This window comes from Okeania sp. KiyG1 (genome assembly GCF_014132355.1).
Taxonomy (GTDB): domain Bacteria; phylum Cyanobacteriota; class Cyanobacteriia; order Cyanobacteriales; family Microcoleaceae; genus Okeania.
Genome location: NZ_BLZO01000058.1, coordinates 165,532 through 188,764 on the forward strand (window position 1 = coordinate 165,532; position 23,233 = coordinate 188,764).

The following is a 23,233-nucleotide window of genomic DNA, read 5'->3' on the forward strand; positions in this document are numbered from 1 at the left end:
ATTTGGGCGTTGCTGAATTGAAGTATGAATGCGCGATTTTTTGGTTCTGGCCAAGCCCCCGCGCATCCCCCAATTTTGGGGGACTTTTAGAGTTTTATTCCCCCCAATTTTGGGGGGCTAGGGAAGCTTACATAATACCCAGAATCAGCAACGCCCAAATTTGTACTGATTATTTATTAATTACTCAACAAGAAAACCAGAGCAAATATGACCAAAACCCTACTTGTCCCCATCCATGTTGATGCCCTATGTCTAGACAGTGATCGACCTGCCCTCACAACAATGGCTGATTATAGACTATTACCATATATTTATCAAAATGATACTCATGGTTCGGGACAAGATAATCTCAGTGAACAGATTCTTGCCCCCTTATTTAACCAAAATTTTCAGCTTAAAGCAGGAATTCATCTCCATTGGTCATTACCAGATACCCTAACCAATGGACAACATGATGAAACTGGAACTATTTTTCCTCGCGTACCTAACCGTTGGTTAGTTTTACGCCAAGGTGGTAATAAAGGAAATAAGCAATGGATTATTGAAAGTGACTATCTCTATCCTGAACTTGACCCGGACGATCGTACAACTCCTGATGCTATTAATATTCTCATAGAACCGCCAGATTTGGCTAATGTTAATCCTGAAGATCCTAGCACTTATCAATACCAACGTTATCGCCACATGGGACGTACTTGGGAATTAGGAGAATGGCAGTCAGAAGAAGAAACTAAGGAATATGCATCTGCATTAACTGCTATTGGGAATAAGGCAAAAATACCCATATTTGATGAAGTTAAAGCTACCTTTGCCGCATTTTATCCCAATTGTTACAGCGTTTTTGGGTTGGTGGATTCGGAATATACCACTAATGCTCCTCCTTCTGGGTTGCAATATGACATAATTGGTTATTACAGTGATGAGCAACAGGATTTTTTACAATTATTCTTAGCAGAAAATGATGGTAAAACTAATGAAGAATTACTGGAATTATTGCAAGAAGAGTTTAATTGGACTTTAGATTTAGAGCAAGTAGAGCCAGGTTTTCCTGAAAGAACGCTGTATCATTCTAGAGTAACTTTTAGTGGTTCAGGTAATTCTGCAATAGATGGGGTAAACAGTTTATCCAATCCAACTATTGCGGTAGCTGATTCTGCTCCAGAAGCTCTTGCTGCTTATTTAGCTCATTCTTTCAACCCTGAAAACAATGAGACAGGAAAGAACATCCGCAAAGAAGTTGAAGACAAAATACAAGCCTTGCAACTATTAGAAAAGTTGCAGTCACGCAAACTTGATGTTAGTCCTAAATTTTTAGAAGGACAACATGAATTGGGATTTGGGACTCAAAACGATGGCCATCTTTGGACTATCCTGCCTGAAGTTTCTCAAGAAAGGAAACTGATTTCCAAGAAACCCAGTCAACAGAGAATACCGACAGAACTGGCTCAAGCACTCAATGAACTAAATAGTCTTCAAGAGCAATATCATCAGGCTTGGCTAGATATAGAATCTATGCGTCGCCAGTTGTATAGCCAGTGGTATGACTTTATGCAGAATGATAAGAGTGAAAATTTCTACGAAACTATCAATATAACCAGTCTTATCCCTTTAAGGACAGCGATCGCCAAAGCAGGAGAATTAGAATTTACCCAAAATAAAGATGAAAATGGCATAGTAACAATTACAGTAACGGCAAAAGCTTTACCTTTTGGTATTTTATCTCAGTTAAATGATGCCTATTCTGAGAAATATTTCAGTTATTACGTCGATCTCATTCAAGCAGCAGCTGCTGATGAAAATTATGACTGGGGTGATATAAAGGTTGAATTTGACAACTGTGGGGTGAAATTATCTGATAATGCGACTGTTACAACTATTACTGAAGGTGAAGCTTGGCAAATAGAAGATTCAGGTCAAATTTATGACGTTAAAGTAGAAGGGGGTATTTTTAATATTTATATTCCTCCCACTGACTCTCAAATTGCCGTTCAAGTCACCAATGCTATTCATAATTTAAGTGAAGCGATCGCCACTAACAACAGCCAAAAACTAACTACTAAATATAATCTCAGACCATTTGTCAGTCAAAATTACTGGCGTGCCAACGAACCAGCAATTTTATTAACTGGAGATGCAGCCAAAGCCCCTCTGCGGTTTGGGCAAGATGGACGGTTAAATCAAAATGATTACTTAGAATGTCAACCTTTAGATTTTGATGTCAAGACAATTATTGATAATTTAGAGCAACTTAAAGAGCAAATTGATAATCTCCAACCTGAAGGAGAGGGAGAATCAATTAACTTTATCACTTGGAATGAACAACCTTGGAATCCTTTTGCTTTCCATTGGTTAGTTCTCTTTTATCCTTGTCGTGATCAAGAAGAGGGTGAAGTCCAAGATTATCACCCCAATCAAATTATTGATAACTATAGTTTAGAACCAAATGCCATAGACTTACAGCTTAAGGCAGGAAAGCAAAGCAGTTTTATTGAAAGTGGCAATACTTATAGTGGTTTTAGCCTATTAAGCCCTACTGTAGGTAGTGACTTGAGCGAACGAATCATCTATTATCTGAACGAAGAACTACTTCCTAACTACTATTTTGCTAATAGCATTCCTGAAGCAGATAAAACTTCAGATTATTTGACTAAGAATTTTGATGCAGTTAGGGATTGGTATTATGCAGAAACAGGTATAGGAGATCGGCTTCCAGAAGAACAAGTTCAAGACCCTATCTTTGTAGCCTTATGGGCATACGAGGAAATGGAAGACCTACAATGTATGGCTCAGTGTATAGGTGGTGTAAATGATACTCTCCTGCTAGCTCAACCAACTCTACAACTAGAAGTGGATGATCCTCTGACTAACGATCCAGTGGCAAAAATCTTCCATGAACAAGTACGTTGGACTTTGGGTAATAGTTTACAATACAAATTCCTCACTGGAGACATTTTCAATCCTATCCGTAGTGGGGCGATGTCTATTGGCAAATTGTGGTTAGTTGATAGTTTTGGACAACACAAAAAAGTGGTAGAAGCGAATGATGTAATTACTGAGGTTGTCACCACTTACCGTATGGACCCTCCTAATACTGGTGCTGATAATAAATTTTTATTATCGCCTCGTTTGGCTCAACCTGCCCGTCTTAACTTCCACTGGTTAGCTGCGGATGCCCTTCAAGAGGTAGAAATGACCAAGGCACCAGCGAGAACGCCTGTTTGTGGTTGGATTCTTCCTAATAATCTTGATAGTAACCTAGCAATTTATGACCATCAAGGTTTCAGTTTGGGAACAATTGATGTGGATGGAAAGTGGCGTGATGCTCCAGAGGTAACTATAGAGAGTGATGCCCATGACCGTCCTCTTTTATCTAATCATCATTTACGCAAACTGGTTCACTATATTTTAGAACAAAGGGAGGAATTTCAACAAGATTTTCTTTCGACTCTGGATAATTCTCTAGCTACCATCGATCCTGAAAGCTTTGCTGAACATACTACTTTAGCTTTGTTAGTGGGACGACCTATTGCTGTGGTGAGGGCAACTTTTAGTTTAGAAGTTAAAGGTTTACCTGCGATCGACCCTACAGTTAAAATTGAAAGTACGGAACAAGCACCAGCTAATTATGGGTTTACAGAGGTTAAAATTCCGATCCGTTTAGGAGACTATCAACAACTCAATGATGGTTTAGTGGGATATTGGCGAGAAAAACCTGTAGGTGATGAGGGAGATTATGAATATGAGGGCAATATGTTTTATGCACCCCAAAGTCGTATTGCCAATCATCCCCTGATTCAAACTGAAAAAGAAGGGTTAGTATATTTTGAGCAAACGGTAGATGCACCTCCTCAAGGGGTGACAATGTTAATCGATCCGAGGGGGGTAGTTCATGCTACTTGTGGAGTTTTACCTAATCAGGAATTACGTTTACCTGCGGAAAATTATAATCATGCTTTACAGGCGATCGAGGTTAATTTCCTTTCTACTCCTATTTTATCCGATCGCAGAGATAGGACTATTGCTAATAGCGATCGACTAGGCCACTTTAATCGAATTGCTATTCCTTTACCTGAAGAACCTGGTAGTACTTGGTCTTGGTTGACTTTACAGAACGAAAAATGGTCAGAGAAAGAAAAGATTAAACCTGTTAATTTCAAGGCCACTTTTTATCGATCGCAGGAGGCTTCTGAAGGTTGGTTACAACTAAGTCAAATTTATGATCAAGAAGATTCTTAGCTCTTATGAGATAGCTCTTGTGTGATAGCTCTTGTGGGATAGCTCTTGTGGGATAGCTCTTGTGGGATAGCCCTCTGGGCTGTCCATTCCTATAGATAACAATTGAAGTCTAAGAATCTTGCTAACTCTTATCAATTAACTCTTGTGAATTAGCTTTTGTAAGTTAACTCTTGTGAGATGGTCCCTATTTGAGATAAAAACACAGACAATCACAGACAATCACAGACAATCACAGACAATTACAGACAATCACAGACAATCACAGACAATCACAGACAATTACAGACAATCACAGACAATTACAGACAATCACAGACAATTACAGACAATCACAGACAATCACAGATATAATCACAAACACACACATAGACACACACACAGGCTGGAAGCCTATGCCACAAGAAGAACTCAAGATTACACAAAGAGATTTACCTCACTGGGAATTTGATGGAGCTGTATATTTCATCACTTTTAAAACCTGGAACAGACTTGAATTGACTCCGGCAGCTAGACAAATTGTTTTAGATGCTTGTCTTTTCTTTCATAGAAAGCGATATGATGTTTTTGTTTTAGTTGTTATGCCAGATCATGTTCATATTTTAATACATCCTCTAGTTAAAGAGGAGTCAGAAGAGGAATATTGGTCTGTTAGTAGTATTATGCACAGCATCAAAAGTTATAGTGCTAAACAAATTCTGAAAATAATGACCAACATTGGTCAAGTTTGGCAATCAGAAAGATACGATCGCATTGTCAGAAATGACTTAGAATTAACAAATATGTGGGAGTATATTCGCCAAAATTCTGTTAAAGCAGGACTGTCTGATTCTCCAGAAGATTACCCTTTTTTCTGGCAAGAGACAGATTTACAAATTTGAGAGGAATTATAGTAATTACATTAATTAAATTAATCACAAATCACAAATCACAAATCACAGGCTGGAAGCCTGTTCCACAAGAAAAAGTTAACTTGTTAAATAATCAATAAACAATTTATTTGGAGTTAAAAAAATGAGCATTTCAGATATTACTGGCCCTAATGATATTACTGTCGATTTAGTAGAAAGTTTGACTACAATAGAGGACTTTATTAACTTAATCATCGACGCATTTGGCATCTCAGAGGATGATGTAAATTTAACTACTCTTGATATCTTTACTCTGACAGAAGCTACTGTAGAAATCGACTCAGTGAAAGGTAATTATGAATTTACTGTAGGAGTTACCATAGATATTAATCAAGATGATGAGGGAAATGCCACTAAACAATTAAGTGGTAGCCTCAAGATTGACATACAATACAACAATTTGGCATACACTGGTGAATATGGTGGTTCCTTATCTATTCCTCTGTCAGATGGTACTAATCTCATCTTTGATTTATATTATCAAACTAAAAATGATCCATCGGGCGATAATGTTAAATTAGTTATTGGACAGCTAAATATTCAAGAAGAACAAGATATAGGAAATGTTAATTTAGCCAGTTTAGTTGGGGAAATTTGTCCGAGTTTAGAATCATTATTCCCTGAAGAACTTGTAGAGGCATTTAATCTTCAGGAAAATGTTCTTTTTGGAATTTATAGCACTGTAAATAATCAGGGAATTACTAGGAAGAAAATGCTGTTTAGCATTGGTTTTAATGCCAATATTAATTTCAGTCGAATTCCTTTAGTGGGAGATTTCTTACCTCAAGAAATGTACTCCAGTCAGTTCGCTTTTGAATTTTTAGTGTCATTACAAAAATACACCCAAAAAGAACTAAGAATTCTCAATGGTTTGCTAGAAGAACTCAATACCCCATTAAAAATCAAACCTCCTTCTACCACTATTAATGAGTTAGATAGGGGAGCAAGTATTATTGCTTATTTTGATATTCTGGGTTACATAAAAGCATGGTTATTAAACTTAAAACGTACTAAAAGTAGTGGCAGTGGTACAAGGCCGGGAGGTCGCAGTGCCAGCATAACAGTACAAAGTGAAAAATCCTCCCTGGTTGCTTCTTCTACAACTACCACTCCTACTCCAAGCGATGATAATCTAATTACCCTAGCTGATAATGGTGTCTGGTTAGAAATTCATAAATCCTTTGGGCCAATTCGCTTTGAAAAAGTGGGCTTGGTTTACAAAAAAGGACAAATACACCTCACCCCTGAATTTCTAATTCAAGATTCTTCCTTATTGCTCTCTGTCAATACCCTTTCTATCAGTTCTCCTTTAACTACCTTTAATCCTGAGTTTAATCTTGATGGTTTTGGTTTACAGGTAATTTGCCGAGGCTTAGAAATTTCAGGAGCATTCCTGGCTAAGGAAGGGAGCAATTATGATGAATATCTAGGCACGGCTACAGTAGCATTTACCAGGGGTAAAGGGGGTAAATCTGCCTTATCTCTCTCTGCTATTGGCGGTTTTGCTGATTATACTGATAGTGGAGAATTTTCTCTGTTTATCTACTTAGCAGGTGATTTTCCGATTGGTGGACCGCCTTTCTTCTTCATCACTGGTATTTCTGGAGGATTAGGCTACAACTACGATTTAATTGTCCCTCCTCTGGAAAAATTAGAGGAATTTCCTTTTGTGTATCAAGCAATGGAGGGACCAGATCCTATAGATCCTAGTCAAACTGAGGCGATCGTTACTGAACAATTAGAGCTTTTGGACAAATATATACCTCCTCTCAAAGGAAGTGGTTGGGGTGCTGTGGGTCTTGATTTTACCTGCTTCAAAATTATTGATTGCTTTGGTTTAGTGACTTTTGCTATTAGTCAGAGTGATTTTGAACTGTGTTTAATCGGTATTGGACTTTTACAACTTCCTACTACTCTTGGTCGCTTTGAGCCTATTGCTCAAGCGGAAGTAGCTCTAGAAGCACGTTTTGCTCCTATGGATGGAGAGTTGATGGTTCGTGGACAACTTACCCCCAATTCTTATATCTTTAGTCGCAATTGCGTTTTAACAGGGGGTTTTGCTTATGGTTTATGGTTTGCAGGTTCTCGTGCTGGTGATTTTATCTTTAGCCAAGGAGGCTATCATCCCCGATTTCAACGTCCTCCTCACTATCCTGATGTGCCACACATTGGCATGACTTGGCAAATTGATAATCATGCTTTTACTACTGCCCAAATTTATTATAGTCTCTGCGGTCATGGTATAATGGCAGGGGGATTATTTGCTATTGCCTATAAAGCAGGTAGCGTGTGGGCTAGTTTTGATGCGGGGGCTGATTTTTTGCTTGGTTGGGCACCTTATCATTATGATATTGACCTCCATGCTCATGTTCGTGCAGGAATCGGAAATGTTAGTGTGGGTTTAGGCATCGGCATTCATTTTTGGGGTCCTGATTTTGGTTGTAAGTTTAAGATCCGAATTTTAATAATTCCTATTACTATCAAAATTGGGGATCAAAGTTCTATTTATCCTAATCCTATTCCATGGAGCGAATTTGAGGAGACATTTTTACCAGAGCCAGAGGATGTTTGCAGTATTACTGCTATTGATGGTTTGTTGAAACAAATTGTGGTAGGGGAAGGAGCAGAGGAAAAAGAAGTGTGGGTTATTAATCCAAAATCCTTTGAAATGTCAACAGATAGCTTGGTTCCATCAAAACAGGTTTTTGCAGGGGATGAAGAAAAATCCTTTGATACTAATATCGCATTTGGTATTAATTCTATGGGTATTAGCAGTAGTCAATTGAAAACGACTCATAAGGTAACTCTTGTTAAAGATTTAGCAGGGGATCGTGAGGAAAATGTGGAATACAAATTTACATTTGAAGCTATTCCCAAACTAGCCTCAACAGCTACTTGGGGAATACCCCGTATGTCAGAGGGTCGTATAAGACCCCCAGAAGTTAATGCAGAGCAATTCATTGAGAATGTGTTCTATGGTTTGCGTATTACTCCTGCTGAACCTCCTAAACCAGGCAAAACCCATGTAATCGGCGTGGAACATTTACTTTATGATACTGTACTTGTTGACGATCGCTATATTTGGGAAACTTTAGATCCATTTGTGCCTAATTCTGCTTATAATACAGATGAGGAAAAACTTGAACGTGTTGAGGAAACTTTAAGAAATAATTCTCAAAGAGATGAAATTTTGCAATCTTTAGGGTACGATTTAAGTGAAGTGGATATTGAGGATACTGAGGCGATCGCTGATGGTTTTGTTTTTGCCCCTCTGGTTAAATAAAAGTCCATCAAAAACTATTCATTGTGGAATTAAAAATACCGTGGAACAGGCTTCTAGCCTGTTCAAAAAACACAGGCTGGAAGTTCCAAAAAACACAGACTGGAAGTTGAAAAAAACACAGGCTAGAAGTTGAAAAAAACACAGGCTGGAAGTTGAAAAAAACACAGGCTGGAAGTTGAAAAAAACACAGGCTGGAAGTTGAAAAAAACACAGACTGGAAGTTCCAAAAACACAGGCTGGAAGTTCCAAAAACACAGACTGGAAGTTCCAAAAACACAGGCTGGAAGTTCCAAAAACACAGGCTGGAAGTTCCAAAAAACACAGGCTGGAAGTTCCAAAAACACAGGCTGGAAGTTCCAAAAAACACAGGCTGGAAGTTCCAAAAACACAGGCTGGAAGTTCCAAAAACACAGGCTGGAAGTTCCAAAAACACAGGCTGGAAGTTCCAAAAAACACAGGCTGGAAGTTCCAAAAAACACAGGCTGGAAGTTCCAAAAAACACAGGCTGGAAGTTCCAAAAAACACAGGCTGGAAGTTCCAAAAAACACAGGCTGGAAGTTCCAAAAAACACAGGCTGGAAGCCTGTTCCACAATCACAATCACAATCACAATCACAATCACAATCACAATCACAATCACAATCACAATCACAATTACAATCACATCAAAATATGAGGATGAAGCAAACACTGTTCCCTCTTAAAAAAAACACAGGCTAGAAGCCTGTTCCACAGGAAGATTAATAATTCCTTAAATTAAAAGCAAGAAAGTTAAACAGGTATAATTGTTTTCAATAGGAGCAAACTCAAATGGCAGAAGAAGAAAAAGAAATGCCTTTTAGGTTTCGTTGGTGCTATGAAGATGAGGAAGAAGGGGAAATATGTCAGGTTTTACTATTGGGTAAAACTGATGCTGTTCCACCTCTTCATATTGATATCGCCAATGACCTCAAAGATAAAAATATCTCTATCTATCCCATTGATGGAGTAACCGAAGCCGACTCAAGCAATTATCACTTTAAATTGGCTTTTAATCCTGGTATCTTAGTTGAGCCACAAAGTATTAGCCTTGAAAGTGAAAATTGGTCAATTAGTTCCGAGGGTGATGCTAATGCTGTCAGTCTTTATCTGCTTTGGACAGGTGATGAAACTATCCTCAGACCTAATGAGGCTATGGAAATTATTTTAACTGGTGTAGCTGCTCAAACATTGACAGATGGCACAACTAGATCCCTGGCAAGAACAAGGGCAGCAGGCACCGCGACTACTGATGTTACCATTAGTTGGCAGTTGGAAGAGGGAATTATTGAGATTGGCGATCCTAGCGATATAACTAGGAGACTCCCTGGACAAGAAGACGAATATGCAAAATCTACTACATTAACACTAAATATGGTACAAGCAACTGGAAAATCTAATATCCCTCTCTTTGTTGGTTTTGTAAACTGTAACAAGGTTCTCAATACTAATAATGAATTGAGTAATTTGCAACTACGGATTACTAATACTAACCTTCCTGGCACCCTTAGCACTACAAATTTTTCCTCTAGCTCACGTTTGGCTTCTCCCCCTTTTGAAGGTCCAGGTCCAAATCCAGCCTCTCCACATCCTCCTGATTATTATCCTCCTGATTATCATCCTGAACCACCACCATCTACTCCTGAGCCTCCTGACATTACTAGCGATCCAAAACTTAATATCGTTTTTCAATACGATCTTGATATCACTCTTTCTTCTCAATTAGTAGTGATGTTAGAAGTGGGAACTGTACAAGCGGCTCCTTGGGCATTGGCAACTGAAGATCAACTTAACGATATTTCAGTTGAAATTGAAGGGGGGCAATGGCGACAAAACGGGGTGCAAACAATAGAAGTAGGAGGTATAACAAAAGCAATACAATGGAGTTTTATCCCTCAAAATGCTGATGTGATATTAACTGCTCAAGAAACAATGTTAATTAATTTAAGCAACATTGTTACGAATCACCCCACAGGGGAAACTAACCTCTACTTATATTATAAAAGGGTTAAAGATTATAAGGATGGGAAGTTTACTTGTCAAATTGAAAAAGGTCCTTTGACTTTATTCGATCAGGAAGTGCGTATTGGCAATACAGCTGAAATTAAGAATGCGGGTCCTTTGGTCTTCCGTTCTGATGTAGATAAAACTCGCGATCAATCATCAGTTCAATTTTTCGTAAAAGATGAAAGTAGTCCTTTGATGAACTTAGATTCAGATGCGGATCTTAAGGTAGTAGATACATTAACTGCCTACAGAATTAAAGGAGATGGTGCTGTTTTTACTGGCATGATTTTGATGTGGTCGGGAATGGAAGATGACATTCCCTTTGGTTGGAAGCTATGTGATGGTCAGAATGGAAGACCGGATTTAAGAGGTCGATTTATAGTCGGTGTAGGACAGAATGAAGAAAGAACTAACTATCAATTCCAAGAACAAGGGGGAGCAGATAGTGTTACTTTAACTATCGAGCAAATGCCCTCACATAGTCATGGTGTTACAGATGATGGTCATAGTCATCAATTCTCTTCACCTAAAATGCGATTCACCCAGGCAGGTCATGGTTCTGGTATCTCTGACGACCAGTTCGAGACAAAGTATACTGTAAGTAATACAACAGGTATTAGTATTGATGAGGCAGGAGATGATCAATCATTTGACAACAGACCTTGTTATTATGCCTTGTGCTTCATTATGAAAGTAGATGTAAGTGAGTACAAAACATTAAGTAGTTTATAGGTTGAGTTGAGGCAACAAAACTCAACACCCCAGTAAATTTGTGTAGGGTTTGGCGATCTCTGTGACGGCACATACTACTATTACTGCTCTATAAAACTGATACAAAGGGTCACATAATATCAAATCCGGTGGCTACGGTTCCCGAGAAATCAGAGTAATATAATTCTACCGTCAGTAGGGGCTTTCCGGCCGTTAGCTTACGCATAACTATCGTTAACGCCCCTACAATATTAATTTTTCCTAATTCTGAATTATACCAATGCTACCGGATTTGATATAACGTGACAAATTGACGTTTATTCACCTGTTGGTTCATTGACATACACCTCGTTGCCTCCGAACATAGCAAAGATAGCATCTAAATCACCATCCCCATCTAAATCTCCTAAACTCACTCCATAGCTATAGTTTGAGCCTAAAGAGTTACCAATGTAGGTGAAATTCCCATTGCCATCATTGAGATACACTTGGTTGGATTGAGCAATATTAGCAAAGACAGCATCTAAATCACCATCTGAGTCTAAATCTCCCAAACTCACTCCATGGCTATAGTTTGAGTATGAGCCTAAAGAGTTACCACTGTCGGTGAATTTCCCATTGCCATCATTGAGATACACTTGGTTGGGTCGATCATTAGCAAAGACAGCATCTAAATCACCATCCCCATCCACATCTCCTAAACTTACTTCATAGCTATAGTGTGAGCCTAAAAAGTTACGACTGTCGGTGAAGTTCCCATTGCCATCATTGAGATACACTTGGTTGGGTTCAACAACATTAGCAAAGACAGCATCTAAATCACCATCCCCATCCACATCTCCTAAACTTACTTCATAGCTATAGTGTGAGCCTAAAGAGTTACCACTGTCGGTGAACTGCCCATTGCCATCATTGAGATACACTCGGTTGCCTTGATGGTCATAATTAGCGAAGACAGCATCTAAATCACCATCCCCATCCACATCTCCTAAACTCACTCCATAGTTACCGTTTAAGCCTAAAGAGTTACCTCTGTGGATGAACTTCCCATTACCATCATTGAAATACACACCACTAGCAGCAAAGACAGCATCTAAATCACCATCCCCATCTAAATCTCCTAAACTCACTCCATAGTTACCGTTTGAGCCTAAAGAGTGACCACTGTCGGTGAACTTTCCATTGCCATTATTGAGATACACTCGGCTGGGTTCAAAAGAATTAGCAAAGACAGCATCTAAATCACCATCCCCATCCACATCTCCTAAACTCACTGCCCAGCTATCGTTTGAACCTAAAGAATTAGAGAAGATGAAGTTAGCATAACCTTTTGCTACTTCAGTTCGGTATTGAAATACATAAGGGTTAACTGCTGGTCCTTGATCGCTTTCTAAGCCATCAGTAACGGTTACTTCTACTAATTCACCTGGCTTAAAGTCAGCTTCAGGATTTATGGTTACATTGCTACCACTTTCTGTTACTACCGTGTCATTGCTTGGGGAAGTCTGACTGGTATGTAAAACTACATTTTCATTGGTAGCCGTAGCAGTGTTTAAATTACCGTCAAAGGCAAGGGTAATATCGCTATTAACAGCACTATCGTTACTGTTGGCTGTAGGATTAGTTGCTTGTACTTCAAGAGGAATTGGTTGACTGAGATACACGCTGTTGGCTTGAGCATAATTAGCAAAGACAGCATCTAAATAACCATCTGAGTTCACACCTCCTAAACTCACTCCATAGCTATCGTTTGACCCTAAAGAGTAATCCGTGGGGGTGAAATTCCCATTGCCCTCATTGAGATACACGCTGTTGTCTCCGTTATTAGCAAAGACAGCATCTAAATCACCATCCCCATCTAAATCTCCTAAACTCACTCCATAGCTATCGTTTGAGCCTAAAGATTTAGGGGTGTCGGGGAAATTCCCACTGCCATCATTGAGATACACGGTGTTGGCACCATCCAAATTAGCAAAGACAGCATCTAAATCACCATCCCCATCCACATCTCCTAAACTCACTCCATGGCTATACTTTGAGCCTAAAGATTGAGAGGTGGTGTCGGGGAAATTCCCATTGCCATCATTGAGATACACGCTGTTGCCTCCGTTATTAGCAAAGACAGCATCCAAATCACCATCCCCATCCACATCTCCTAAACTCACTCCATGGCTATACTTTGAGCCTAAAGATTGAGAGGTGGTGTCGGGGAAATTCCCACTGCCATCATTGAGATACACGGTGTTGGCACCATCCAAATTAGCAAAGACAGCATCTAAATAACCATCCCCATCTACATCTGCTAAACTCACTCCCATGCTATCGTTTGAGCCTAAAGAGTTACCATTGTCGGTGAAATTCCCACTGCCATCATTGAGATACACGGTGTTGCCTTGAGCATAATTAGCGAAGACAGCATCTAAATAACCATCCCCATCTACATCTGCTAAACTCACTCCCCTGCTATCGTTTGAGCCTAAAGAGTTACCATTGTCGGTGAAATTCCCACTGCCATCACCGAGATACACTTGGTTGGCTTGACCAAAATCATTAGCGAAGACAGCATCTAAATAACCATCTGAGTTCACATCTCCCAAACTCACTCCAATGCTATTGAAATTGCCGAAAGAGTTAGTGGTGATGTTTGTGAACTGAGAAGGACCTTTTGCTACTTCAGTCCGGTATTGGAATACATAAGGGTTAGCTGCTAGTCCTTCTTCACTTTCTAAGCCTTCAGTAACGGTTACTTCTACTAATTCACCGGGCTTAAAGTCGGCTTCAGGATCTATGGTTACACTGCGATCACTTGCTGTTACTTCCGTGTCATTACTTGGGGAAGTCTGACTGGTATGTAAAACTACATTTTCATTGGTAGCCGTAGTAGTGTTTAAAGTACGGTCAAAGGTAACGGTAATATCGTTATTAACGGCACTATCGTTACTGTTAGCTGTAGGATTAGTTTCTTGTACTGTAGTCGATCCGACGTCGGAAACGTAATTCCGCGAAACAGATGGGTAGTCAACGATAAATTCTGCCCTGTCGCCACAGATGTTTGTCCACACTGCACCCATAGAGTCAGATGCCTCTAGATCGATGCTAGCTTTGTCATTACAGGGCATGGAGATGCTACCAGCAAAAGTAGCAGGTTGAAGGGCAAAAAACCCCACAATGACTACTGCAAATAGAGCCATCAATAAAGACTTTGGTATCCTTTCAGAGAATCCTAATACTCTTCTGGCTATCACCATAGCGGCGGCGGTGACTGAATTTAACCGATAACAGGGCATATATTTAATCATACCAATCTCTGATGTGGCGAATGGATTCTTAAATATTGCCTCGATATCATATTTTTTTCTGGTCAATTTTTGATAGAGAGATTTTTTCGTTTCACCTTTTTTTCCATAAATACGTCCTCAACATTTTAGCACATAATTGTTAGATTCTGCTTCATTTATTTTTTGGTTTAGTTATTTTTATACTGAGATATTGCATCATTAATGATAAAACAGAATAAAATCAATTTTGATATAGTTTAAGTAAATTATTACCCTAATTTACTCATTACTCATTACCGAAAAATTGTGCTTTAAAGCCTCCCCTTTTAAGGGGATAATAAAGAAAAATTTTCATTATTAGTCAATCCTCTTCTTTTCAAGGAGAGGTAATTATTCATTATTCATTATTCATTATTCATTGTTGAACTCCCTTTATTATTATTTACATTGTGTTAACATAATCTTAGATAGATTCATATAATTTAACAAGTATTAATGCCGATGGCGTGATAAGTTATGAAACTAACATTGAACAGTAATTAAACGCGCGAGGAGTCACCGATAAGCCTCAATACCTGATCATTTAACTAGATATAGCAGTTTTCAGCCTGGCGAGGTACATTAATGATCCCCCGCGCATCCCCCTTAAAAAGCTATCCCTTATAAGGAACTCCTGAAAACCTTGTGTGGAGTAGGGGAGTAGGGGAGTAGGGAGCAGGGGAGAAGGGAGAAAGAATCAATATGGAATAGGAAAAACTACTTAAGTTATCAAGAAAAATCTACTTTTTAATACACTTTTTCTCTGGCAAAAATCTTTGAAAGGCTAGTACATAACTTGTCGATTGTGTCAAGTTTTATGTTAAGAAAGATGTTTATAAAGCATAGCTTAAAAAGGGGGACTTCCAGTTCCCCCCTTGAGAAGGGCAGGGCTAATTCATTGTCGCCAGAGAAAAATATTGAGGAGTACAATGATTGTTGTCAAGTATTGAGTTAAGCTAACTATTCTCAATATTAGGGCTTAGATAGAAATGAACTTATTACAAATATTGGCCCAATTACCAGATTTTCGAGCTGCTAGAGGGAGACGTTATCCATTATGGTTAGTATTACTGTTAGTAATTATGGGTACAATGAGCGGTTGTTTCTCCTATTGTGCCCTAGAAGATTTTGCTCGTCGTCATCATCTGGCATTACAGCAACAACTAGAGCTATCGCCTTTGAGTTTTCCAACTGAAGTCTACATTTCGGCGAATTATGACCAGAATTGATTTTGCTCAATTAGCTCAAGTATTCAATCAATGGGCTCAACACCAAATAACAATTCAAGAGGCCGAATGGTTAGCAGTGGACGGTAAGAGTATTAGGTCTACTGTCAGTGACTGTTATGGTTCTTACCAAGACTTTGTCAATGTTGTTTCTGTGTTCAGTAATTGTCAAGGAGTACCTGTAGCCATAGAACAATTTCACGTGGGAAGAAAGTAGTGAAATTGCTGTTGTCCAAGCCATATTGGCTAGTTTAAACCTTGAAGGAGTAGTTTTTAGTTGCGATGCTTTACATTGTCAAAAAAAAACCGTCAAGTTAATCATTGACAGAGGTAACCATTACACAATAGCAGTCAAGGGTAATCAAAAAAAAACTGTACCAGCAAGTACAACTAACAACTGAACAAACACAACCAAGTAGTGTTGATATATCAGAAGATAGATCTAGAAATCGTGTGGTTTGTAGAACAGTGTCTGTGTTTAATAATCTGTTGGGAATTAGCTCTGAGTGGGAAGGAATTAAGTCTGTGATTAGAGTTGAGCGTCAGGGTACACGAGCAAGTGTTGACTATTATCAAACAGCTTACTACATTAGCAGTCTGAAATTAAGTGCAGCAGAATTTGCAGTAGGAATTCAGGGACATTGGGGAATTGAGAATCGACTACATTGGGTTAAAGATGTAGTGTTTCGAGAGGACACAAGTCTAATTCGGCACTCTCAAGCTGCTGCTAATTTTTCTGTGATTCGTCAGTTGGCGATCGCTATCTGTCGCCTTCATGGTTATTCTTCCCTCACTACTGCGATTCGTACCATTGCTCACGATTTGGAGCAGATTTTTCTGATGATTATAAATCTAGAACTGTAGTCATTGAGAATTGAAATTGGCCCATACACAGAACCTCACTCCCCCCTAGTTTTCGATTTCAATAGTTCTGGTATTGGCGATCGCGACTGATATTAGCGATCGCGACTGAGTCTGTGACATAAATTTTTCCTGTATAAGTATGATAATTTAGGGGAAAAGACTATGAAATACTTGACAATATGGCCAAACTTGTACTCCTCAATATTTTTCTCTGGCGACAATGAATTAGCCCTGCCTTGAGAAGGGGGGTTAGGGGGGATCTCCATAGCTGTACCTCACGCTTCTTGGGAAATGCTATATTGTTAGATTTTGATAGGAAAAAAGAAGGTGTCAATGACCAATATAATTAAACGAGTGAATTCCATGATAGCTAAAGAAAAAGACCAAGTTCAATTTATTCAATTCCATCAACCTGCTTTAGAAAGTGGAGACTATCACCTAAAAGTTGAGCAGACTCTTGATTATAATGGTACAGACAAAGACCTAAAAATTTATGAACGAGAACTAACTTTTACCGTACAAGGAGAACGTTTTGAACCCCTATCTCCTAACTCTATTTATGCAGTTTTTCCTCCCTCAGAAAGCTTAGGAGATCATTCTAACGTTCTGCCTCATATTACGGTTAAAAGAAGTACCCTACCTTGGGAACGTTATCCTGGATTTGAAGATGAAAATCTCTCTTGGTTAATTTTACTTTTATTTCGAGATTCAGATTTTGAAGATGAGGCAGATAAACCCAAACCAAAAAATATTACTCTTGGAGAATTATTAGAGGGAGAAGACAACATCTTTTTTCCCAAAGATACAGAATTGCAACTAGGGCAAAAACCCAAAGATTTAGTAACAGTAATTGATGTTAAAAAGAAATATGTAAAAGATATTTTACCCAGTCATAATGACCTAGCTTATCTTGCTCATGTTCGGAAAGCATCATCATCCGATCCAATATTAGAAAAAGAATTTCTACCTTTTCGTAATGAATATGCCACTATTATTTCTAATCGTTTGCCCGAACCTAATGGTCGAAGTATAGTTCATTTAGTTTCCATAGAAGGACGGTATACTGAGGATGGTTTTGATTTTCTAGGAGCAGGAGATGAAGATTTAATCCGCTTTGTTAGTTTAGCAAGTTGGAGTTTTGATTGTGTCGATCCTAATCAGACTTTTACCCAATTATTACAAAGACTAAACCATCAACCTTCTACTCCAAGACTACCAGAAAATAACAATCCCCAAACAGAAGAATATTTAGCAAATGGTTATATAACCGTACCTCATGGTTTGCGAAAAGGAAGTAAAACAATTTCTTGGTATCGAGGTCCTTTAAATACTGGTTATAATACAGAAACTTATCAATTTCCTGTCAAAGCAGCAGACGAATTATTACGTTATGATTCTGAAATTGCCATGTTTGATATATCCTATGCTGCTGCTTGGCAATTAGGACGAATGTTAATGTTAGAAAATAAACGTTTAGCCATAGAGTTATATAATTGGAAACGACAACATTCCCAAAATTTGAAACGGTTAGAACAACTGGTATCAAACCTACCTCTAATTTCCCGACGAGAAGATAAACCCATCAATTTCATCCCCCCGAACTTAAAAGAATGGTTTCGTGGAGTGGAATTATTGAAAGGAATACCCTTTAATTATTTAGTTCCTGATGAACGTTTACTACCACCAGAATCAATTCGTTTTTTCTGGGTAGATCCTCTATGGATAGACTGTTTACAAGATGGTACTTTTAGTATTGGTAGGGTGACAAATGCAGATGTAGAAGATGACCACAAAATTCGTTCTAATAAAGAATTTAATCTTAATGAAGAGCGAAAAATTACCGGAATTATTATGCGATCGAAAGTAGTTTCTGGATGGCCTGGGTTAATTGTTGATGGTTACGATCGAGCAGTGGCAGATTTAGATTCTATAGATGAAACGGAGGGTAATATTTTATCTTTATTAAGAATGGAAACTTTAGCCGAAGATGTGTTAATTTGTTTATTTCAAGGAGAAGTGAAAACCGTTGATATTCACCTCGAACCAGAGTCTATGCACTTTGGTTTAGATGCACCTACAGTAGAATCTCCCGAATGGTCAAAAAATTTACGGCATGAGAATGGCGAACTTATGGATGAATTTTTAATTTCACCTATACCTTGGCATAATCAAGATAAAGAAGTAGTTAATTTAGAAGAATTAACTCAACAAATGAATGAATATTTAAAATTAGATGAGTTTACTTCTGCTCAATTTGGGTTACAAATGATAGAAGGAGTTCAAAAAGTTAGGTTTGTTTATCAACAATAATAAGTAGTAATAATAAGTGGGGCAGGCATCCTGCCTGCCCACAAATATAAGGAACGGGCAAGATGCCCATTCCACAAAACATCCTGCCCGCCCACAAATATGTGGAAAAAACATTTCCCTGTCTCACGGTTGACAGCGGTTTTCATTTGGGTAGACCACAGTAGTGACGTTCCATAGAACGTCCCCACAAAGTTTTGCTTGTGAAGATGTGTTTCATCAATGAGCAAAAGCGCTGTATAAGTATTCAACCGGACATGATATTACTCTATTTTTCAATCAACACATTAGACAAGCGACTCCACTCATTCCACGAACCATCATAGTTCCGAACTTTGGGATAACCGAGTAAATACTTCAAAACAAACCAGATGTACCCCGATCGCCCACCCACTGCACAGTAAGGAAACACTTCCCGGTCTGAAGTAATGCCATGACTACTGTAGAGCATCTGTAACTCATCAAATGATTTAAAAGTTCCATCTTCATTAAGCGTCAGTATATGTTCGACATGAATAGAGCTGGGAATATGTCCTGCACGTTCCGAATCTTCTGGTGGCTTCATTAAAAAGTGTTCGCCTTGGTATTCTTGAATAGTACGAACATCTAGTATGACTGTATCGGGACGACCAATTGATAACTGAACCTCCTCATGCAATACTCGTAAATTTTTATCAATTGGTTTTGCCTTGTATTCAGTCGGAGCGAAGCTAGATAATTCTGTTGTGACTGGACGACCTTCTGACATCCACTTCTTTTCAAGGAGAGGCTTTAAACTTTAATTATTAAGTAAGTCAGAATTCCAAATTCAGAAGTTAGAAGTAATCCCTGATGCTCGTTTGAGTGTTTATAATTGCCCTAATACCAGTTTGATATGAGGTTGCATAGAATGATGAAATTCATTAAATTTATCTATCTTTATCTAAGCTTACCTGCGGTCAATTATGCTTGAAATATTATTCTATGCAGCTTCATTTCAATTTTATAGTTATTCTGAATAAGAATGGGGCACTTTTTCAGCTTAAACCCTTTCACAGCAAGAAAAACTCGTCTCAATCTAAACCAGAATGACTATATATAACCTATTTGCGTAGTGCTATATAGCAAAAACTCATACCATTGCTCAAAAACTTTTCTACATTTTATTGAGCAAAGGAGTAGGGGAGTGGGAGAGAAGTAAACATCAGAATAATTAACATTAACTCGGCTCAAATTAGCAAAAAAAACTTAAATGAATTCTAAACACTAAATATTTAAAACAAACTGTATAGTTTTTGTTCACTATATATCTATATATATAGTTTAGTTTCTTTGCATAAGTCCTGATGGAAATTTCTTTGTCAGCTTTATTCCAAGCGATCGCTCAAGCGGAGAATGAGCAAGAACTAAGGCAACCAATTGTGGCCAAAATAGGCAATTATTTTGCTGCCAAACGTTGGGGGCTAACTTTTTAGACCAGCTTCCTGCCATTGATGAACATACCCCAGCCATGATTAAACTAGCTTTGTCGCTAGACCATAATCCCGTTTTGCGATATGTGGTTCAACGCCATGCTGCTGTCCATGACGAAGTAATATTACCTCCTGGAGTTTGGCAGAGGATTTGTCCTCGCACAGATCATGGACACGTTATGCTTGGTCCAATTGTCAGTGATGGTCAACTTGTGGGTGGCATTGCCTTTACGCGTTATCGTTATGACCAGGCTTTTAATGCAGATAATCTGGCAGATTTAAATGCGCTTTGTCTCCATCTTTCTACAAGACTAGCGGTGCTACGCTCGAAACCTTTTATGTTTCAGATGAATTGCTCCAACATAACGCCACGGGAAGTACAAATTGCAGAATTGGTCGCTAGAGGATTTACCAATGCAAAGATTGGAGAAACTCTATGGATTACAGAAAATTCAGTAAAACAAGCTTTGAAGCGGATGTTTCGTAAACTTGGGGTTTCGTCACGAGCTGAAATGGTAGCAAAACTTTGCTTAAGAGAGGATAAGGAACAGGGGGCGGAAAATATTCCTGAGTAGTATATATATTACCCACCTTCGGTATCTCAATAACTTATGACTAAAAGTAGTCAGGAACAGAAACTTCCTTTTTCTTACTTTACTTTGTGGATATTCAACAGAAATTAGAGATTTTTTCAGGGGAAACACTATATTTAGCGTGGCACTATAGTTTTTTATCCAGACATATAGCATTTTTGCCTCATAAGAGCTGTTTGTGGTACCCATTCAATATCTGAATTTTATTACTCCACAGAAATTAGAGATTTTTCAGGAAAAACACTATATTTAGCATAGCACTATAGTTTTTTATCCAGACATATAGCATTTTGCCTCATAAGAGCTGCTTGTGGTACCCATTCAATATCTGAATTTTATGACTCCACAGAAATTAGAGATTTTTTCATGGTAAATACTATATTTAGCGTAGCACTATAGTTTTTTATCCAGACATATAGCATTTTTACCTCATAAGAGCTGCAAGAGATAACAGGAAATAGGGAACGGAAAATATTTCTGAGTAGTATATATATTACCCACCTTCGGTATCTCAATAACTTATTACTAAAAGTAGTCAGGAGCAGAAACTTTCTTTTTCCTACTTTCCTTTACAGAAATTAGAGATTTTTTCATGGTAAACACTATATTTAGCGTGGCACTATAGTTTTTTATCCAGACATATAGCATTTTTGCCTCATAAGAGCTGTTTGTGGTACCCATTCAATATCTGAATTTTATGACTCCACAGAAATTAGAGATTTTTTCAGGAAAAACACTATATTTAGCATAGCACTATAGTTTTTTATCCAGACATATAGCATTTTTGCCTCATAAGAGCTGCTTGTGGTACCCATTCAATATCTGAATTTTATGACTCCACAGAAATTAGAGATTTTTTCATGGTAAATACTATATTTAGCGTAGCACTATAGTTTTTTATCCAGACATATAGCATTTTTACCTCATAAGAGCTGCAAGAGATAACAGGAAATAGGGAACGGAAAATATTTCTGAGTAGTATATATATTACCCACCTTCGGTATCTCAATAACTTATTACTAAAAGTAGTCAGGAGCAGAAACTTTCTTTTTCCTACTTTCCTTTACAGAAATTAGAGATTTTTTCATGGTAAACACTATATTTAGCGTGGCACTATAGTTTTTTATCCAGACATATAGCATTTTTGCCTCATAAGAGCTGTTTGTGGTACCCATTCAATATCTGAATTTTATTACTCCACAGAAATTAGAGATTTTTTCAGGAAAAACACTATATTTAGCATAGCACTATAGTTTTTTATCCAGACATATAGCATTTTTGCCTCATAAGAGCTGCTTGTGGTACCCATTCAATATCTGAATTTTATGACTCCACAGAAATTAGAGATTTTTTCATGGTAAATACTATATTTAGCGTAGCACTATAGTTTTTTATCCAGACATATAGCATTTTTGCCTCATAAGAGCTGCAAGAGATAACAGAAAATAGGGAACGGAAAATATTTCTGAGTAGTATATATATTACCCACCTTCGGTATCTCAATAACTTATTACTAAAAGTAGTCAGGAGCAGAAACTTTCTTTTTCCTACTTTCCTTTACAGAAATTAGAGATTTTTTCATGGTAAATACTATATTTAGCGTGGCACTATAGTTTTTTATCCAGACATATAGCATTTTTGCCTCATAAGAGCTGTTTGTGGTACCCATTCAATATCTGAATTTTATGACTCCACAGAAATTAGAGATTTTTTCAGGAAAAATACTATATTTAGCGTAGCACTATAGTTTTTTATCCAGGCATATAGCGTTTTGACTTAATATGAGCTGCTTGTGGTACCCATTCAATATCTGAATTTTATGACTCCACAGAAATTAGAGATTTTTTCATGGTAAATACTATATTTAGCGTAGCACTATAGTTTTTTATCCAGACATATAGCGTTTTTGCCTCATAAGAGCTGCAAGAGATAACAGAAAATAGGGAACGGAAAATATTTCTGAGTAGTATATATATTACCCACCTTCGGTATCTCAATAACTTATGACTAAAAGTAGTCAGGAGCAGAAACTTTCTTTTTCCTACTTTCCTTTACAGAAATTAGAGATTTTTTCATGGTAAACACTATATTTAGCGTAGCACTATAGTTTTTTATCCAGACATATAGCATTTTTACCTCATAAGAGCTGTTTGTGGTACCCATTCAATATCTGAATTTTATTACCCCACAGAAATTAGAGATTTTTTCAGGGGAAACACTATATTTAGCGTAGCACTATAGTTTTTTATCCAGACATATAGCATTTTTGCCTCATAAGAGCTGCTTGTGGTACCCATTCAATATCTGAATTTT

General features: G+C 37.9%; 12 protein-coding genes. 9 read left to right on the top strand and 3 right to left on the bottom strand.

Features of this window, described 5'->3' with window-relative positions; translation table 11 throughout:
- Positions 1–207 precede the first annotated feature (207 nt).
- The 3 genes from SAGCYANO_RS11460 to SAGCYANO_RS11470 all read left to right on the top strand — a co-directional run bounded on the left by SAGCYANO_RS11460 (position 208) and on the right by SAGCYANO_RS11470 (position 8,427).
- Complete coding sequence (locus SAGCYANO_RS11460; RefSeq protein WP_202220192.1) at positions 208–4,236, top strand: hypothetical protein; 4,029 nt, start codon at positions 208–210, stop codon at positions 4,234–4,236.
- 392 nt (positions 4,237–4,628) lie between these two features.
- Positions 4,629–5,114 (top strand): transposase, encoded by a 486-nt coding sequence (locus SAGCYANO_RS11465; protein WP_202220193.1) that lies wholly within the window; start codon positions 4,629–4,631, stop codon positions 5,112–5,114.
- Positions 5,115–5,247: 133 nt separating this feature from the next.
- Positions 5,248–8,427 carry a DUF6603 domain-containing protein gene (locus SAGCYANO_RS11470; RefSeq protein ID WP_202220194.1) on the top strand — a complete coding sequence of 1,060 codons (3,180 nt, stop codon included), beginning with the start codon at positions 5,248–5,250 and terminating at the stop codon, positions 8,425–8,427.
- A gap of 18 nt (positions 8,428–8,445) precedes the next feature.
- On the opposite strand, the gene SAGCYANO_RS11475 is transcribed toward SAGCYANO_RS11470, so the two are convergent.
- Complete coding sequence (locus SAGCYANO_RS11475; protein ID WP_202220195.1) at positions 8,446–9,117, bottom strand: hypothetical protein; 672 nt, start codon at positions 9,115–9,117, stop codon at positions 8,446–8,448.
- Positions 9,118–9,236: 119 nt separating this feature from the next.
- On the opposite strand from SAGCYANO_RS11475, the gene SAGCYANO_RS11480 reads away from it, so the two are divergent.
- Entirely contained in the window at positions 9,237–11,183 is a 1,947-nt protein-coding gene (locus tag SAGCYANO_RS11480) for a hypothetical protein (RefSeq protein WP_202220196.1), read from the top strand.
- A 296-nt stretch (positions 11,184–11,479) separates the two neighbouring features.
- Here the strand turns inward: SAGCYANO_RS11480 and SAGCYANO_RS11485 are convergent, their stop codons facing one another.
- Positions 11,480–14,527 (bottom strand): FG-GAP-like repeat-containing protein, encoded by a 3,048-nt coding sequence (locus SAGCYANO_RS11485; protein WP_202220197.1) that lies wholly within the window; start codon positions 14,525–14,527, stop codon positions 11,480–11,482.
- A gap of 941 nt (positions 14,528–15,468) precedes the next feature.
- On the opposite strand from SAGCYANO_RS11485, the gene SAGCYANO_RS11490 reads away from it, so the two are divergent.
- From SAGCYANO_RS11490 to SAGCYANO_RS11510, 4 genes are all read left to right on the top strand, one after another.
- On the top strand, positions 15,469–15,708 hold the full coding sequence (locus tag SAGCYANO_RS11490; RefSeq protein WP_202219316.1) for a transposase family protein: 240 nt from the start codon (positions 15,469–15,471) through the stop codon (positions 15,706–15,708).
- Positions 15,695–15,922 carry a hypothetical protein gene (locus SAGCYANO_RS11495; protein ID WP_202219317.1) on the top strand — a complete coding sequence of 76 codons (228 nt, stop codon included), beginning with the start codon at positions 15,695–15,697 and terminating at the stop codon, positions 15,920–15,922. Before SAGCYANO_RS11490 ends, SAGCYANO_RS11495 begins: the two co-directional genes overlap by 14 nt.
- Before the next feature lie 155 nt (positions 15,923–16,077).
- A complete protein-coding gene (locus SAGCYANO_RS11505) occupies positions 16,078–16,569 on the top strand; it encodes an ISAs1 family transposase (RefSeq protein ID WP_255502477.1) in 492 nt (163 codons plus the stop codon).
- A 333-nt stretch (positions 16,570–16,902) separates the two neighbouring features.
- Positions 16,903–18,879, top strand: a complete 1,977-nt coding sequence (locus tag SAGCYANO_RS11510; RefSeq protein ID WP_237396062.1) for a hypothetical protein — start codon at positions 16,903–16,905, stop codon at positions 18,877–18,879.
- A 265-nt stretch (positions 18,880–19,144) separates the two neighbouring features.
- On the opposite strand, the gene SAGCYANO_RS11515 is transcribed toward SAGCYANO_RS11510, so the two are convergent.
- Positions 19,145–19,624: a sulfurtransferase gene (locus SAGCYANO_RS11515; protein WP_202220198.1), complete on the bottom strand. Its 480-nt coding sequence runs from the start codon at positions 19,622–19,624 to the stop codon at positions 19,145–19,147.
- 687 nt (positions 19,625–20,311) lie between these two features.
- On the opposite strand from SAGCYANO_RS11515, the gene SAGCYANO_RS11520 reads away from it, so the two are divergent.
- Positions 20,312–20,902, top strand: coding sequence for a LuxR C-terminal-related transcriptional regulator (locus SAGCYANO_RS11520; protein WP_237396064.1), 591 nt, complete (start codon positions 20,312–20,314; stop codon positions 20,900–20,902).
- Positions 20,903–23,233: the final 2,331 nt, after the last annotated feature.

What these genes read in the sequence shown, in the direction of transcription:
- SAGCYANO_RS11460 (WP_202220192.1), top strand. Translation starts at nt 208, where the DNA reads ATGACCAAAACCCTACTTGTCCCCATCCATGTTGATGCCCTATGTCTA.
- SAGCYANO_RS11470 (WP_202220194.1), top strand. Translation starts at nt 5,248, where the DNA reads ATGAGCATTTCAGATATTACTGGCCCTAATGATATTACTGTCGATTTA.
- SAGCYANO_RS11490 (WP_202219316.1), top strand. Translation starts at nt 15,469, where the DNA reads ATGAACTTATTACAAATATTGGCCCAATTACCAGATTTTCGAGCTGCT.
- SAGCYANO_RS11515 (WP_202220198.1), bottom strand. Translation starts at nt 19,624, where the DNA reads ATGTCAGAAGGTCGTCCAGTCACAACAGAATTATCTAGCTTCGCTCCG.
- SAGCYANO_RS11510 (WP_237396062.1), top strand. Translation starts at nt 16,903, where the DNA reads ATGACCAATATAATTAAACGAGTGAATTCCATGATAGCTAAAGAAAAA.
- SAGCYANO_RS11480 (WP_202220196.1), top strand. Translation starts at nt 9,237, where the DNA reads ATGGCAGAAGAAGAAAAAGAAATGCCTTTTAGGTTTCGTTGGTGCTAT.
- SAGCYANO_RS11495 (WP_202219317.1), top strand. Translation starts at nt 15,695, where the DNA reads ATGACCAGAATTGATTTTGCTCAATTAGCTCAAGTATTCAATCAATGG.
- SAGCYANO_RS11465 (WP_202220193.1), top strand. Translation starts at nt 4,629, where the DNA reads ATGCCACAAGAAGAACTCAAGATTACACAAAGAGATTTACCTCACTGG.